Raw genomic sequence first — 16596 nt, 5'->3', positions numbered from 1 at the left:
AAGCGTGAACGGATTGCCTCTCGATACCGTATGTTTACGCTTTTTAATAGTTTTTCTACACGCTGAAATGCTTGCTCGAATGAACGAGCAAGCATTTTAGTGTATTTTTAAGATGGAAGTACGCTAGACAATGGAAGTAGAATCGTAAATGTACTGCCTTCGCCTTCTTCAGATTCAACGTGGATCGTTCCATCATGTTCCTTGACGATTTCTTTACAGATTGATAACCCGAGTCCCGTTCCACCGATACGACGCGTATCGGAATTGTCTACGCGATAAAATTTATCAAACAGATGAGCAAACGCATGAGGCGGTATGCCGATCCCTTCGTCAATGACATGAATGATGACATTCTCATCATCCAAGTCCAGAACGACGTCAATTTCTCCACCATCCGGTGAATATTTGATTGCATTATTAATTAAATTACTTAAGAGCTGTTTAATACGATCTTCGTCAGCATGAATGGCTGGCAATTCCTTATTTAAGAGGCGTAGTCGAATCGAGTGGCGTACACTCGACGTCTCATAAATTTCGACGACTTGTTTCGCGACAGTATACAAATTAAGTGTCATCTTTTGATAGAGCTGCGCTCCTGATTGCATCCGTTGAACGTCTAAGAAGTCTGTCACTAAGTTCGACAAACGACCTGTTTCGTCATGAATCGTTGCTAAATATTTTTTTTGCTTCATGACATCGATTTCACGGTTCAACATCAACTCCGTAAATCCATAAATGGATGAAAGCGGTGTTCGTAACTCATGGGAGACCGTTGACACGAGTTCTGTTTTCAGGCGATCCGCCTCTGTTTCCCGGGTAATATCACGAATGACAAGAATGACACCTTTCCATCCGCCTTCAATATCAATCCGTTCCGCATACACTTCGAGGTGTGCTGTATTGTTTCGCACATCGAACTGAAACTTATCCGGAGGAACGATGCCTGAGCGAATTAAAGTGACATACTCATCAAATACGTCACGATCGTCGACTACACTTCGCATCACTTCAATCACATAGGACCCGGATGATAAGGTCCGGTCACTCGTGAACTCCGATTGTAATTCCGGAATCAGGTCAAACAGCGGACGGTTGACATACAGTTCGTCATTTCCGTCTTCTAGATAGATGATGGCCTCACGAATCGAGTCTAAAACTTGTTCCGTTTTTTTCTTTTCTTGTTTCATCTCTTCATACGAACGTGTCCGTAACAGAGAGAGCGTCATTTGTTGGGAGAAATCGCGCATATCAAGTAACTGTTGCTTTTTGTAAGGCGACTTGTACCGGACTAAATAAACTGCCGCCATCAACTGACCACTTGCCGGATCATAGATAGGTAGTGCCACTTCGTGTGTACTAAAGCTGTACGGAATGTCCGCTGTTCGGTCGACACGTTTTTCAGATTGAACGATCTTTTTACCTAACAGCATCCGACTTAACACGGACGTATCGTCAGTTCGTAAGGCTTCCAGGTGACTTTGTTTCATGCCATTCGTCGTCGCACTGATGTACATTCCTGCTTCATAAAGAAGAAGCGCTCCGTACTCTGAAGACGTGATATCAATCATTTTCTGGATGATTGACGGATAGGCTTCCATCGTTTCTCGAATGGCTAAGGCTTCTGTCAGTTCACTTCTGAGCTTTAGTTTTTCTTCATTTTGTTTCGTTGCCTGGTAGGCTTCCTCTAATTCTTCTTGCTGTGCTTGCAATTCTTCTTGTTGTGCAAGCAATTCTTCACTTTGCGCTTGCAACTCTTCATTTTTCCCCTGCATCTCATCTTTATGTGCGTTCGTCGTCATCGCCATTTGATTGAATGAGGCCCGGAGTAGACCGATTTCATCCGGACGTTGTTGTGCCACCTCATCTATTTCAATCGGTTCACTTCGCGTCAATTTTTGATTGTCGTCAATTAAGCGGAATAACTGTTTTGTCATCCGACGAATGAACGGATGAACGAACAATAGAATGAAACTGATTAAAACAAAAATACTTGAAATCCAAATCCATTGTGTATTCGCGACTTCAGTCCGTAATTTTAAAACGGCAGCTTCTTGTTGTTGCTGCAACGTATCACGGTATTCTTCCAGTGCCGATGATGCTTTTTCGATGTCTGGGGTGATATCAATCGATCCGTCTGCCGTTGGTTTGATTTGACCTTGCTCGACGAGACGTTGCGCGATTGGTAACGAAAACAAACTATCACCTTGTAAAAAATCTTCATTGATGCGATTTGCTTTTTTCTCCGTTACGTATGATTGCGTCAGCGGGAACAATGCCCCGTAATATAAATCATACAAGTTCAACATTTGAGCAGCGAATTCTTCTTCTTGATCCGTTTCTGCTCTGCGTCCAAACCAATCCGTCTCACTTTTGATTTCAGTCCGTAAGGCTTCAATCTCATCAAATCGTTCCTGATCTCCAAAAATCACGAATCCGCGTAATCCAAATTGGACGTTCTGCCAATTGTCCCAAAGCGTATCAGCCCGTCTATTTTTCTCACTAATCGTCTCAAGATCACTTCGGGACGATTCAATTCGTGTTTCCATGTAGTCATAAACAAAAAATGATGTCACCGATACTAATAGTAATACTACATAAAACACCGCTAGCAACTGGCGTCCGATTCGTCTCCGAATCCACTTGATCATAGAATATCCCCCTCACCATCCACTCAGGGATGGTGCCTTTTTTGAAATTGTTTCAGTTACTTAAAAATAGCATAATCTACCGAAAAATACCTTAAAAATAATCGACTACAAAAAAACCTCCTCCAGATGACTGGAGAAGGGCTGTTCAACAGATTATTTTTTCGCTTTTTTGACCGTGATCGACGTCTTTACACTTGTCTGTTTATGCGCGTTGACAAGATAAACGGAAAGTTTCGTTCCTGCTTTTTGTTTCGCGATTTTTACAGAGAACGTTCCTTTTGACGTGACGGTTCCTTTAGCGATGACTTTCTTTTTCGCATTTTGTACGTAGACGCGTGTTTTTTTCTCACCTGTCCCAGACAGTTTCGTCTGACTACTAGTGATGGCTTTGACTTTTGGTGCCGCAGGTGGTGCCAAAACCGTTACGACAGTTGGTTTACTTGAACGTTTTGCGATATCAAGCACCGTCACGCTGAGGCGTGCTCCAGCTGTTTGTTTTGGTACTTTGACGCTGAACTTACCTTTGGCATCCACCATGCTTGTGGCAATCGTCTTATTCTTAGCGTCCTTCATGACGATTTTTCCACTTGCACTGGCTGTTCCTGTCACTTTCGTCGCGCCTGCGAGTACAGGATTCACTTTCGGTGCAGCAGGTGCTTTCCCAGGCAATACTTCCGTCCGCTCAGATGTAACATCCGTTCCATTCGCATAACGAATCGTCAAGACCGTTTCTTTTGCTTGGCGTGGAATTTGAACGGAGAACGTACCAGCTTTTGCTACTGTCGAAGCTAAACGTTTTGTTGACCAGACTTCTACTTTTGTGCCCGTCTTAACAGTCCCGCTGACAACGAGTTGATTGTCATAGACCGGTTTGACTTTTCCTTGTAAATGCAATTGTGAAATGGCACGCAAAATATTGATTTTCCCGTAACCGGATACCGGACTGACGTAGGCCGGAAGTTTTTCCGGCGCTTTACTAGGCGGATACTCGTCTTCCATGTCCTCTTCATCATCCTCGTACCAATCATTCGGATTTTCGAAGGCGAGTGGTTCTGCACTTGTTCGTAAGATGTTTTCGATTTCTTTTGGTTTCAGTGTCCCGTCGAGTGACGCCAAGATGCCTGCGACTGCCGCAACGTGTGGTGTTGCCATACTCGTTCCATCCATGTAAACGGTGTTACCGTCCGGGACGAGACTTGCGATTTTTGATCCTGGTGCCACGACGTCAAGCCCGAAACCGTAGTTCGAATAGTCAGCGACCATCCCGAGTGGATTCGTTGCTCCAACTGAAATGGCATACTCCGAGTTCGCCGGGAACCCGATGTAACTGTCATATTCATTCCCTGACGCCGCGACGACTGTGACGCCGTTGTCCGCTGCGTACTTCATCATGTAAGCCATCGTTCGACTCTCGCCGCCTCCGAGGCTCATGTTGATGACTTTTGCTCCGTGATCGACAGCATATTTAATTCCGAGTGCGATGGCATCTGTTTCGCCTTCCCCATTCGCATTCAATACTTTAATCGGGAGGATTTTAGCAGATTGGTGAATTCCGCGAATGCCATATTCATTTTCGAGTGCTGCCGCGATGACGCCTGAGACGTGTGTCCCGTGACCATTGTCGTCAAGGGCATCTCCTTTTCCATTGACATCGACATAGTTTTTTTCGTTCGCGATGTCGACTTTTCCTTGTAAATCTTTCAGGCGGTAATCGACTCCTGTATCGATGACAGCAATCGTCACCGGAGTCAGTGTTTTGCTGATTGGACTGGCGACGAATTGTTCAAAACCGATTCCGACATCCGGTAACTGTTCGACGATCGCATTTTTATTTAACGCCCACTGGTAGTCATAGTTGATGTCCCCTGTTGCGCGGTACGTCTGAATTTTCTCGACATACTCGACGGCAGAAGACCGGCTGAGTGACTGTTTCAGTGCCGTCGCGGTTTGACTTTTGACTGTCGGATCTTCCGTGACAATGACGAAGTCGCCCGCTTTACCAAGCGATAAACGCTCAACATCTGTCGCCGGAGTTCCAGCGATCTTCATCGACCGATTCATCTGACCCGGTTTTAGTTTAACGATGAACCGTGTTTTTTCTTCTGATTGAATCGTCATTCCGAGTGAACGGAATGTTTCACTCAGCGTGCTTCCACCAAGCGTTGAAATTTCCATTTTTTTCGCATACTGATTGATTTCATTCGCGATGATTTCTGGTGACGCGTCACGTGTTAATTCAAACAGACGATTGACTGCCTGCTGATCGGCTTTTGATAATGTATACGTCGTTCCATTGACGAGCGCCGTCATCGCTGGTTTCAACGTCTTCAAGTCTTCTGCTGCTTGTGTTCGCTTATCTTTATTAAATAAAATCGCTTTGACGACGTAGGGTGACGCTTTGTAATACAGCGACGTTAAGCTACGTCCTTGCTCCGATTGACTCAACACTTGTTTTTGAATCGCGTGCATCAACGCTAGCATCGGCTTTTCTTCAGTCGTTTGCTTCAACGCTTCTTCCGCTGCACAGCTAATATCACTGATTGGTTCGTACTCGACTGCCAGTTTGACATCATTGTATGTCAGTTTAACGTGTGCCGCTTTCGTCGTTTTGCCTTCTTCGATATTCGGATAGTACTCGACTTTTATATAATACGGGCCATCCCAAGCGTAAGGAACTGCCAGTTTCATGGCTTCTTTTTCATCAGGTTCAGCGTAGCTCCGGTAACGATCGAATGTTTCATCTTTCGCTGCCATTTCTTCACTCGGATAGGCGGTCACTTCGATCGATTGATCCGTATCAATTGATAGTTCGAAGTGCGATGCCGTTTTTTCGATTCCTGCTTGCTGTTCGACTTTATACCAATATGTATTTTTGTCGTTCGTCCCCGTTTCGAGGACCGTTTCTTGTCCTGCTTTTAATCCGATTGCCTGTCCTATTTCGTCTGCCGCTATCGTTTTCATAGCGAAAGGTCCCACTCCAAGTGTCAGAATGAGGCAGCTCAACATGAGCCAAATCGTCAACTTCTTCACCACTGTTCCTCCTTAAGAAAAATAAATCGTGCTTTTCTCAAGTATAAACAATATTTGGATAAATATGATAATTTTTTCGTTATATTACCTTACAATTTCGAAAGGAAAAATATTCACTTGACCGAACGACTTGGTCCCCCTGCTTTTTTTCAGAAGAAAACCCACCCTTTCGAACGAAAGGATGGGGCGCATATGTTATTTAAATTCAGACAGATACTGACCGTACCCCTCTTTTTCTAAATCTTCCTTCGCAATGAACTGTAGAGCTGCCGAGTTCATGCAGTACCGAAGACCGGTCGGCTCAGGACCATCGTTAAAGACGTGACCGAGATGGGCGTTGCCATGACGACTCCGGACTTCCATCCGCTTCATCCCGAGGGCAAAATCACTTTTTTCAATGATATTCCCAGGCTCGAGTGGTTGACTGAAACTGGGCCATCCTGTTTTCGAGTCGTACTTATCTTTTGATGAGAAGAGCGGTTCACCAGAAATCAGATCGACGTAAATCCCGTCCGCTTTTAAGTCGTGATAGGGATTGTCAAAGGCAGGTTCGGTCCCGTCTTCTTGCGTAACTTTATACTGAATATCGGTCAATTTTGCTTTCTTTTGAGCATCCGTTAACTTGTCATACTTCGGTAAATCGAGTTTCGGTTGATCGTTCCAGTAGCGGTCGATGAACTCATCTCGCCCGGAAGCGGCACGGTAAAACTTATACTTTTTCTCGCTCTTCAAGTAGTAGTCCTGATGATATGCCTCCGCCTCATAAAAAGGACCGGACTCAATCAAAGGTGTGACGATTTTGTCGTCAAAGATGCCGCGGTCTGCCAGGTCTTGTTTTGACTGTTCAGCGATTTGCTTTTGGTCATCGTTTGTATAAAAAATCGCTGTCGTATACGACTCGCCTTGATCGACGAATTGACCGTTCGGATCGGTTGGATCGATTTGGCGCCAGTAGACATCGAGTAACTGTTTGTACGAAATGACAGTCGGGTCAAACGTAATCAAAACGGCTTCCCGGTGACCGGTCGTCTCAGCAGACACTTGATTGTAGGTCGGGTTTTCAACGTCACCGCCGGTATAACCCGAGATGACGGACTTCACGCCCTTCAATTCCTCAAATGGCGGTTCCATACACCAAAAACAGCCCCCTGCTAAAATCGCCGTCTCCTCTTTCGCATAGGTCAGTTCTTTACTTCCGCTCGACTTCGCCTGTTGCTGCTGGAAAACAAAATACCAGCCAATCATGATGGCAAGTAATGCAACGACGGATAGAATCGTCAACATTCGCTTCTTCATCTCCCTTCGCCTCCTTTTTAAAGCATACGTTCCGGGTGAATGGTTAGATGTCTTTTTTCTAATGTACCTTGATTTCACATAGTTTGTCGTTGACCGTGCCTCAAAATTGCACATCTGATGCTGAATGATTATTTAATGAAAAAGTAGGGAATAGTTTTAAGACTAAACACCAGGAGGGGTATCGATGTTTGATTATACAGTTACGACTGAACACTCAACAGAAAAAACCATCACACGTTTGAAAGAGGAGCTCCAAAAAGTTTCATTTGGTGTCCTTTGGGAATTCGATTTAGCAGGAAAATTAGATGAAAAGGGACTCGACTTTGAAGGCGAATATCATATTCTCGAAGTCTGTAACCCGAAAGAAGCACACCGCGTCCTGTCAGCTGAACGACGTGCGGGTTACTTCCTACCTTGTAAACTGGCTGTCTTTACGGAGAATGGACAAACGAAAATCGGCATGCCACGTCCGACAGCACTGATTGCGCTCGTTGAAGATGAACAATTAAAACAGGTCGCAAAAGAAGTCGAAGATCAATTGCTTCACGTCATCGACGCAAGCAAGTAAGCAAAAAAACGAGCCGGTTTCGTCTTTTGACGATACCGACTCGTTTTTTGTCTGTTTATAAAATATCAAGCCAAATCTTGATTGCTGTCGCGAGAATCAAGACAGCAAGGGTCACTTGCAGGATTTTAGTATTCATCTTTTTCCCGGCGATTGCTCCGAGTGGCGCCGCAATCAGACTGGCAACAACCATGATCGCTGCAGGACCCCAATCGACTTGCCCCGTCGTGATTTTACCGACGGTCGCGCCAATCGAAGAAATGAACGTAATCGCGAGGGACGAAGCGATCGTCATCCGTGTTGGAATTTTTAAGATGACAAGCATGATTGGAACAAGTAAGAAAGCTCCGGCAGCACCGACGATTCCAGCACCAATCCCGACGATGAAGGCAGCACTTGCTGCGATACCTTTATTGAACTTCACTTGATCGAGCGGAATGTCATCGAGCCCTTTTTTCGGAACGAACATCATGACAGCAGCTGTTAACGCTAATATGCCGTAGACGAGATTGATTGTATCTTCCGCTAAGACGTTCGAGCCATATGCGCCGATGAAGCTCCCAATCAAAATCGCTCCACCCATGTTGATGATTAACGATTTGTTCAGGTAACCACCTTTACGATACGCCCAGACGCCGCCAATCGTCGCAAAAAATACTTGAATGGCACTGATTCCTGCGACCTCATGAGCAGAGAACGCCGCAAATCCGAGCAACGGTGGAATATAAAGTAACATCGGATACTTGATGATCGATCCGCCAATTCCTAACATCCCGGAGATGTACGAACCGACGAAACCGATTAAGAAGATGGTAATAATAAAACCGATTTCCATGTGGATCACTCCTTTAAAAAAAGGGGACTGTCAGCAGCCCCCTTAAACTTGAATTACCCTTTTTGAATCCAGAATTTCAATACACTCGCTTCTTCTTCGTGTTTAACGAGCTCATGACCGCCTGAGTTTGCCCAAGCTTGTAAATCATTTTTAGCACCTTTATCCGTTGCATGTACTTCTAAAATTTGTCCTGATTCAAGTCCTGCGATTGCTTTTTTTGTTTTGACGATCGGCATTGGACATGCAAGTCCTTTTGCGTCGAGTACGAGTTCTGATTTCATTGATGAATTCCTCCTAATAGTTGCTTGCTTTAGTTTAGTTTTCGAGCTGATTAACGAACGGCACACCGGTTCGGACCGACTTCCATCTCACGTTGTGTTTCGAGATCTGGTGTCTTCTTACCCATGTTCGTTTCGCGGATTTCTTGATACGCATTTGGTTGCGGCGGCAAGTTCTCTGTCACCATCTTACGGAAGACACTTTCGTCTTCGATGTTCAAACCGTGATTGTTCGCAAGGAGAACATTCAGTTTCTCCGCGACACTGCCCTCTGCGTTCAACTCTTCAATCAACATGAAGTGTGCCGGAAGCACGATCAAGTCGTTCGAAAGTTCACGGTACGTCGTGTAGAGGGAGTTTCGTAAGTCACCGACCCAGTCGTCCGCAAGACCTGCGAGGTCAGGGCGACCAATCGAATCGATGAACAGGATATCACCCGTTAAGAGATACTGGTTATCGACGACGAATGATGTCGAACCAATCGTATGTCCCGGGGAATAAAGGGCAAGGACGTCGATTTGTGTATCCCCGACTTGCACATGGCTGCCATCTTCAAGTGCCGCATATTCGAATGTCACATCTGTCGCATCTTTTGGTGGTAACCAATAGGTCGCACCCGTTTTTTCAGCAATTTCACGACCACCTGAAATATGATCGGCATGTAAGTGTGTATCAAACACATGTGTGATTTTGACATTACGTGCTGCTGCATAATCAAGATAGACATCTGTCATCCGTGTTGCATCTACGAGGACCGCTTCGCCCTCCGAGATGATCATGTAAGACAAACATCCTTTTCCGATTCGGACGAACTGAACGACTTCACCACGATCTTGACCCGTCTCATTCAATGTTCCGAGTGAAATCGGTTCGAGGTGCTCGCTCCATGCCTTCATGCCACCTGCTAAATAAGAAACAGTCCGTCCTGCTTCCTCTAACAAATCAGCGACGAAGATGGAAGAACCTTCTTTTGCACAGACGACGAGAACGTCTTGATCCGTCGACAGTTGATCGAGAATGTCTTCGACACCATCAAGTAAATCAAAGTATGGAACGTTCAAATAATTGAAGTTTTCACCTTCAATTTTCCAGTCCGCGAATGCATCTTCGTTCCGGACGTCTAAGATAAAGAATGGTTGACGGTTAATAACTTTTTGTGTGACTTCTTGAGTCGTCATTGCATGTGCCATCTGTTGTTGTTCCTCCTAAGCGGTTTAGTAATTAAACAGTCGTTGCCGTATCAAACGTCCACTGGCTCATGCCCGGTACGACATTTTGAACCGTGAATCCTTTTGCATCCAGTTGTTGTGATGCGAGATCACTCCGGCTGCCTGTCCGGCAAACGACGTAAATCGTTTTGGTTTTATCGAGTTCATCACTGCGTGTGTCGAGCTCACCGAGCGGAATGTTGATCGCGTTCGGGATATGTGAAAAGGCATATTCTGCTGTTTCACGTACATCGAGAACGAGCACGTCGTCGTTTGAGCGCACTGCTTCAAGTGTCTCGTTATTCACTACTTGTGTGAAAGCAGGAGCTTCCTGATCGTTTCCGGAAGACTTCCGGACGTAATGACGTAACACGTCCCCTTCTTCAATCGTTCCAAGGTACTGATTGCCGGTACTGTTCGCCCAAGCACGTAAATCAGCGGTTGACCCTTTATCGGTTGCCTGCACTTCGATGACTTGACCCGGTTCGAGTGTCTTGATTGATTTTTTCGTACGGACGATCGGCATCGGACAAGCGAGTCCACGTGCGTCAAGTACAACGTCTGTTTTAATTGTCTGCAAAAGTATTCGCTCCTTTTACCTCTAGGGGTATATTTAAGATTAAAATTTTTACTCTGTTTTTCCTTCGTAGGACATCATGCCGCCATCCATGTTGATGACATTGTAGCCTTGTCCTTCGAGATATGTTGTCGCGCGACCGCTGCGTGCACCAGAGCGACAAACCATGACGTACTCTTTTTTCTTATCGAGTTCATTCATTTTAAATTCAACGAGACCAAGCGGAATATGATTCGCTCCAGGAATCTTGCCTTCTTTCACTTCGTCGACTTCACGTACGTCGATGATGTTTAAGTGTTCCCCGTTTTCAAGCTTTTCCTGTACTTCTTTAGCGGTTAGTCGTTTCATTTACTTCATCCTCCTTTAGTTTACGTTCAGCGCCACGCATTCATGCCGCCTGATACTTCCGTTACGTTCGGATAACCTGCTTTTTTGAGTTGCTTGACAGCCTGTTTACTTCGCATCCCGCTTTGACAGATCACGATAACTTCCTTGTCTTTCGGAATTTTGTCGAGTTGTGCCGGTAACGTTTGGAGCGGAATGTTTTTGAACCCTTTAATGTGGTTTCCTTTAAATTCGCCCGGTGTCCGGACGTCCAAGTAAAACCGATTACGCTCATTTAATTTACTTTTTAGTTCAGTTGTTGAGATTTTCGCGACACCTTTCGTCGGTGCAAACATGCGGTAAGCAAGAAACGCGACGATCAGTAGAAAAACAACGGTTAAGATATCCACTTTGTGATGCCTCCATTCTCTAAGTTAGATGAAGAGATTGACGTTTCCGTTTTCTGCGTCTGCGAGGTATGCTGCAACACCTGCGTATTCAATCCCATCATGCAATTCTTCTTGTTTCAGACCAAGCAAGTCCATTGTCATCGTACAAGCGACAAGCTTTACGTCTTGTTCTTTTGCAAGTTCAATCAAATCCGGAAGTGGCATTGCGTTGTGTTTTTTCATGACGTTTTTGATCATTTTTTGACCGGCACCACCGAAGTTCATTTTCGAAAGTGGCATTTTATCGGCACCGCGTGGCATGAATTTACCAAACATTTTTTCGAGGAACGTTTTATCCGGTTGGATCGGTTCATCTTTACGCATCGCGTTTAATCCCCAGAACGTATGGAAAATCGTGACTTCGTGATCATACGCTGCTGCTCCATTTGCGATGATATATGCTGCCATCACCTTATCGTAATCTCCACTGAACAATACAATCGTTGTTTTTTTAACATCTGACATTTAACTAATTCCTCCGTCTACTTTTACCCATAGGGGTATAAATTATTCTAAAAAATTTTACCGGCTTTTTAAAAGCAATTGAACGGCTTCTGCAACAGCCTGTTCATGATTTTCTTCTGTCTCATCATTTTTGACACAACCGATGAGGTTTTCACTCACAACCAGTCCGATGACACGATCAATCGCGCTACGTGTCGCACTGAGCTGTGTGACGACATCCTTACAAGAAGCATCCTCTTTCATCATACGGACGATGCCATGTAGTTGTCCCTCAATCCGGTTCATTCGATGAATGATTCGATCTTCATATAATTTTTCCATTTGAAGACCACTCTCCTTTTTCGTGTGACGTTCGTCATACCTCGTTGGTACATTTCATACTTTAATACCTATGGGGGTATAAGTCAACGGAAAAGTTTTCTTTTTTTAATTCTGTTTGAATTCTTCTACTACCATCGCCATCCACTTCTCGGAAAGCCGCGTCGGTTGTCCCTTTAACGTCACGAATTGAAAAGTCCGCTTGTGAACCGGATCTTCGTTGTGAAGCCGGTAGTTTGCTGAATCGAGCATCTCTCCCGCCAACCGCTCGGAAATCATCGAAATACCCGTTCCATTTTCAATCAACTGTTTGACGAGACGATTCGAATGGACCGTAATGATACGTTGCGGAACGATATCATTCGTCGCTAACCAGGATTCGAGTGATGCTCGCCCGGCAGACCCCTCCTCACGGTAAATGAATGTCGCCTCACTGAGGTCAAGTTCTCGTCGACCAATCACCCGGAGGCGATCGAATGTAAACGGCGTTACCTCAATTTGTGGTGCTTCGACAACTCCTTCGACTAGACCTAAATCAATTTCGTAATGAAGCACAGCTTGTTCGACTTGTTCCTGATTCATCAATTTCGCATCAATCACGACTTCCGGATACAGATTTACAAAACGATGGATCATTTTTTCGAGCATCGTTTCATAAATCGTATGTGTCGCAGCAATCTTCAAATGACCGCGGACAAGCCCCTCGAGTTCATCCATCTCTTGATCGAGTCGCTCCACTTGATGCAGGATTTCTTTCGCGTGGCGATAAACCAATTGTCCGGCTTCTGATATTTCAATCGTCTTATTAAAGGAATGCCGGTGAATCAACGCTTGTCCAAAATGCGTTTCTAACCGTTTTAAATGCAGACTGACCGTTGGTTGTGAAATATAGAGTTGTTCTGCTGTCTTCGTAAAGTGTTTCGTTTCAACTAATGAAATAAACGTTCTTAGTTCGTGGAGACGCATTCTTTTCCCTCCTCATTAACCTTTATAATCATTTACATCAGTATAATCTATTTTCGTAATGAATTAACACGCTGTACAGTAAAGATAGATTAAGTACAAAAGAAAGAAGGGTTTACTGCATGGAATTCATCCTGTTTATACTTTTAGGGTCAACAATTGGTATCTTATCCGGTTTTTTCGGAATCGGCGGAGGGATTATTTTAACTCCTCTCTTATTAATCCTCGGTTATCCACCCAGTACCGCGATCGTCCTCAGTCTGTTATTGACACTCGGTTCGACCGTGACCGGGACGGTATCCCATATGCGTCTGAAAAATTTTCATGTCCGTGATGCGTTAGCCGTCGGATTATCCGGGATCGTCGGTTCTGCCGTCATCACGCCGGTCGTCTTTTGGCTCGAACAACGGACTGGAGCCGATGCCATGATTTCTGCCCTCTACATCGTCTTGTTGACGTGGTTTGCGATTCAGTTCTTAAAACCATCGAAACGAAAACCAGTCGAAGGACATATCACACAAGCGAATCTTTATAAATTGATCGTCATCGGATTTGCTGCCGGGATTCTCTCCTCCCTCATGGGGGTCAGTGGTGGCTTCCTGCTTACGCCACTCTTGATGGGATGGGTCCGTTTCCCACTCAAACAAGCCATCGGCACGAGCATCGCCTCGGCGACACTGATCGTCCTCGGCGGTGTCACCAGTTATCTTGCTTCCGGTACCGAAGCTCCGCTTTATCTCGGCATTGCCTTAATCGTCGGTGCGTTTATCGGCTCTCCGATTGGTGCTTCTTTACTCCATCTGTTCGAAGATCGTTTCGTCCGAAAGAGTCTTGGCATCTTTTACGCCGTCGTCGCCGTCAGTGTCGTCTTGAAAGTCTTAGAGCAGGAAACAGGATCGCTCATCTTGCTCGGCATCTTTACGATTGGGCTATTGCTTCTATTTTTCTATCAAAAAGTAAGAAGTAGACATTCCTAGAACATGAGTCTTTTTGAATCGCGTCCACAGCGAAAACAATCTTCATAACCCTTTACGTGCAAACTAAAGAAACTGCCCTCAGCGGACAGTTTCTTTTTTGATTTTTTCAGGCTTCATGATCTTCGCCTCTTTTTTCTGCCGCATCCGTTCTGCGTTCATCAATCCACCGAGCATCAAAACAACGGAGGATAAATAAAACCAGGTCATCAAGACGATGATTCCTGCGAGCTGACCGTAGAGACGATTGTAACTCCCAAACTCCGCATAGTACGAGAAGACTTCCGATACGACCTGCCAGGCAATCGTCGTAAATAATGCCCCCGGGAGTACTTGACGAATCGTCAAACGGACACTCGGTAAAATGCGATACAACAATACAAAGAACACAAATAGAAACAAGGAACCGAGCCCCCAGCGGAATACAAACCAAATGGACGAATAGTCCGCTGCAACATCCGCGATGAGTGCAAAATGATTGATGAAGCGTCGGGCCAATTTCTCGGCGACCGGAACAAGCAGCGAAAACGGCAAGATGAACATCATCCCAATCGTAAATCCGAAGTCTTGTAATAAGCCCCGCCAAAACGGCACTTTCCTTGTCACCTCGAGGGCATCATTGAGGGACCGGACGAGCGACTGGACAGACATCGAGGCGAGCCAAAAGGCTGCGACGAAGCTAATCGAAGCAAGTTTTAATCCCCCTTCGTCAAAAATCCCTACGACATTTCGGCGAATTAAATCATAGGTTTCTGCTGGTGCGAAAGGACGAATCAAATCAAGGACTTCACCGGAAGTGAATGGTAAAAAAGATACTAATCCGACAACGAATAATAAGAATGGAAATAAGGACAACATCAAATAATAGGCCAGCTGTGCCGACTTATCGAAAAAAGCTTCGCCAAAAAAGCGAATAAAAACCGGTTTGACTAAAGACATGCCAAGTTCCTCACTTTCGATTGATTCTCTTATCTATCCCCCTTCCCTCTCCCACTTAATCTGTGAACGTCTTTTGAACGTATCAAAAAACGGGCAATTGCTATGAGTTGGCGCTTCCTCCATTCACCTTGTACACTAGAATAAGAAACTCTGTCGCTTTGGATGAAGAAAGGACTCAAACGCCGTGCAACATTTACTAGACGAAGCAGAACGCTTCTTGACGACTTATATAGAAGAGACACCACATACACAAAATCGTTTGAACGACGTGCGCGAAGAAATTTTACGAACGGGAAACTATACACAAACAACGGACGAATTGACGTTCGGGGCGAAACTTGCTTGGCGTAACAGCAACCGGTGCATCGGACGGCTCTTTTGGGATCAACTGCACGTCATCGATGCCCGTGCGGCGACAACGATCGAAGCGATTCGAGACGCGTTGTTCCATCACATTCGCCACGCCACCAATGAGGGACGGATCCGCTCGACAATCACGATTTTCCATCCGCAACGTGTCCGCGTCCTCAATCATCAACTGATTCGTTACGCCGGCTACGAAACGGCCGACGGCGTACTTGGTGATCCTGCATCCACCGCTTTCACGAAACAATGTCAGGCACTTGGGTGGACGGGACAGGGGACCGCCTTTGATATTTTACCGCTGTTGGTTGAACTCGATGGTCAAGTAACACTCCATGAGATTCCACAAGAACTGATTCTTGAAGTTACGATCATCCATCCCGACTATGATTTGTTCGCAGGACGCGACATCAAGTGGTACGCCGTCCCGATGATTTCCGATATGCGTCTTGAAATCGGCGGCATTTCGTACCCGTGTGCTCCGTTTAATGGCTGGTATATGGGAACTGAAATTGGAGCCCGTAACCTTGCTGACGCGGATCGTTATAATCTCTTACCGCTTGTCGCTGAACAACTTGGTCTGAACACGTCCCGTGAGCGCGCCTTATGGAAAGACCGGGCCCTCGTCGAACTCAATATCGCCGTCCTCGAATCCTTCGAGCGGTCCGGAGTGACGATTGTCGATCATCATACGGCGGCCAAACAATTCGCCCGGTTCGAAAAAAATGAAGCCACTTACGGTCGCGACGTCACTGGGGAATGGTCGTGGCTCGTTCCGCCGATGAGCGGAGCAGCGACACATATCTTCCATAAAGATTATGACAATGCGTTACAGCGACCGAACTTTTTCCCGAAACAGACGCAAGCCACGGGATGCCCGTTCCACCAGGAGGTGCCGCGGTGAATTACGTCAAATCCATCCGTGATTTAGTCGGACCCACTCCACTGATTTTAGTCGGTGCCGTCGTCCTCGTCATTAAGGAAGGTCAGATTTTACTCGAACAACGAAATGAAGAACAAGCACGTTTCGGTCTTCCGGGTGGTCTCATGGAATGGGAAGAATCGACGGAAGAGACGGCCCGACGCGAATTATTCGAAGAAACCGGACTCGTCGCGGATACGCTCAAGCTGCTCGGTGTCTACTCCGGTAAAAATTACGTCACGACACTCGCGAACGGGGATGTCTTTCAAAGTGTCACCCTCGCATACGTTGCGTCCGATACTTCCGGCACACTCCGTGTCAGTGATGAAAGTGTTGCATTGACGTATGTGTCACTGACGGACTTGCCGGATAATATCGTCGGTTCGCATCTTGTGATGATTCAAGATTATATAGCAAGTATTTCTTCATAAATTCATTCTTA

Annotated in this window: 17 protein-coding genes; 4 read left to right on the top strand and 13 right to left on the bottom strand. The window is 45.6% G+C overall.

Annotated elements, in window-relative coordinates:
* Positions 1-107 precede the first annotated feature (107 nt).
* The 3 genes from A0126_RS01775 to msrB form a co-directional block, all read right to left on the bottom strand.
* Positions 108-2648, bottom strand: coding sequence for an ATP-binding protein (locus A0126_RS01775; protein WP_088836186.1), 2541 nt, complete (start codon positions 2646-2648; stop codon positions 108-110).
* 153 nt (positions 2649-2801) lie between these two features.
* On the bottom strand, positions 2802-5678 hold the full coding sequence (locus A0126_RS01770; RefSeq protein ID WP_088836185.1) for a S8 family peptidase: 2877 nt from the start codon (positions 5676-5678) through the stop codon (positions 2802-2804).
* A gap of 195 nt (positions 5679-5873) precedes the next feature.
* Positions 5874-6974 (bottom strand): peptide-methionine (R)-S-oxide reductase MsrB, encoded by a 1101-nt coding sequence (gene msrB, locus A0126_RS01765; protein WP_088836184.1) that lies wholly within the window; start codon positions 6972-6974, stop codon positions 5874-5876.
* A gap of 184 nt (positions 6975-7158) precedes the next feature.
* Between msrB and A0126_RS01760 the strand changes: the two genes are divergently transcribed.
* Positions 7159-7542 carry a DUF302 domain-containing protein gene (locus tag A0126_RS01760; protein WP_088836183.1) on the top strand — a complete coding sequence of 128 codons (384 nt, stop codon included), beginning with the start codon at positions 7159-7161 and terminating at the stop codon, positions 7540-7542.
* Between the two features lie 55 nt (positions 7543-7597).
* On the opposite strand, the gene A0126_RS01755 is transcribed toward A0126_RS01760, so the two are convergent.
* The 9 genes from A0126_RS01755 to A0126_RS01715 form a co-directional block, all read right to left on the bottom strand.
* Positions 7598-8374: a sulfite exporter TauE/SafE family protein gene (locus tag A0126_RS01755; protein ID WP_029332504.1), complete on the bottom strand. Its 777-nt coding sequence runs from the start codon at positions 8372-8374 to the stop codon at positions 7598-7600.
* Between the two features lie 53 nt (positions 8375-8427).
* Positions 8428-8655: a sulfurtransferase TusA family protein gene (locus tag A0126_RS01750; RefSeq protein ID WP_029332503.1), complete on the bottom strand. Its 228-nt coding sequence runs from the start codon at positions 8653-8655 to the stop codon at positions 8428-8430.
* Positions 8656-8705: 50 nt separating this feature from the next.
* Positions 8706-9842, bottom strand: coding sequence for an MBL fold metallo-hydrolase (locus A0126_RS01745; RefSeq protein ID WP_088836182.1), 1137 nt, complete (start codon positions 9840-9842; stop codon positions 8706-8708).
* Positions 9843-9873: 31 nt separating this feature from the next.
* The gene (locus A0126_RS01740) at positions 9874-10440 is read right to left on the bottom strand and encodes a sulfurtransferase TusA family protein (RefSeq protein WP_088836181.1); all 567 of its coding nucleotides are present in this window, start codon (positions 10438-10440) and stop codon (positions 9874-9876) included.
* 48 nt (positions 10441-10488) lie between these two features.
* Positions 10489-10785 carry a rhodanese-like domain-containing protein gene (locus A0126_RS01735; protein WP_088836180.1) on the bottom strand — a complete coding sequence of 99 codons (297 nt, stop codon included), beginning with the start codon at positions 10783-10785 and terminating at the stop codon, positions 10489-10491.
* 26 nt (positions 10786-10811) lie between these two features.
* Positions 10812-11117 (bottom strand): rhodanese-like domain-containing protein, encoded by a 306-nt coding sequence (locus A0126_RS01730; protein ID WP_088838404.1) that lies wholly within the window; start codon positions 11115-11117, stop codon positions 10812-10814.
* A 78-nt stretch (positions 11118-11195) separates the two neighbouring features.
* A complete protein-coding gene (locus A0126_RS01725) occupies positions 11196-11675 on the bottom strand; it encodes a DsrE/DsrF/DrsH-like family protein (RefSeq protein ID WP_088836179.1) in 480 nt (159 codons plus the stop codon).
* A 57-nt stretch (positions 11676-11732) separates the two neighbouring features.
* Complete coding sequence (locus tag A0126_RS01720) at positions 11733-11996, bottom strand: metal-sensitive transcriptional regulator (RefSeq protein WP_029332497.1); 264 nt, start codon at positions 11994-11996, stop codon at positions 11733-11735.
* Between the two features lie 105 nt (positions 11997-12101).
* Positions 12102-12959: a LysR family transcriptional regulator gene (locus tag A0126_RS01715; protein ID WP_088836178.1), complete on the bottom strand. Its 858-nt coding sequence runs from the start codon at positions 12957-12959 to the stop codon at positions 12102-12104.
* A 119-nt stretch (positions 12960-13078) separates the two neighbouring features.
* Between A0126_RS01715 and A0126_RS01710 the strand changes: the two genes are divergently transcribed.
* Positions 13079-13933 (top strand): sulfite exporter TauE/SafE family protein, encoded by an 855-nt coding sequence (locus tag A0126_RS01710; protein WP_088836177.1) that lies wholly within the window; start codon positions 13079-13081, stop codon positions 13931-13933.
* Positions 13934-14011: 78 nt separating this feature from the next.
* On the opposite strand, the gene A0126_RS01705 is transcribed toward A0126_RS01710, so the two are convergent.
* Positions 14012-14869 (bottom strand): YihY/virulence factor BrkB family protein, encoded by an 858-nt coding sequence (locus A0126_RS01705; protein WP_088836176.1) that lies wholly within the window; start codon positions 14867-14869, stop codon positions 14012-14014.
* A gap of 184 nt (positions 14870-15053) precedes the next feature.
* On the opposite strand from A0126_RS01705, the gene A0126_RS01700 reads away from it, so the two are divergent.
* Together A0126_RS01700 and A0126_RS01695 are read left to right on the top strand one after the other, a co-directional pair.
* On the top strand, positions 15054-16136 hold the full coding sequence (locus A0126_RS01700) for a nitric oxide synthase oxygenase (RefSeq protein ID WP_088836175.1): 1083 nt from the start codon (positions 15054-15056) through the stop codon (positions 16134-16136).
* On the top strand, positions 16133-16585 hold the full coding sequence (locus A0126_RS01695) for an NUDIX hydrolase (protein WP_088836174.1): 453 nt from the start codon (positions 16133-16135) through the stop codon (positions 16583-16585). Before A0126_RS01700 ends, A0126_RS01695 begins: the two co-directional genes overlap by 4 nt.
* Positions 16586-16596: the final 11 nt, after the last annotated feature.

The organism is Exiguobacterium sp. N4-1P (assembly GCF_002214325.1).
Note: the sequence above shows the minus strand (reverse complement) of the source record. Positions and strands in the feature narration are given on the sequence as shown.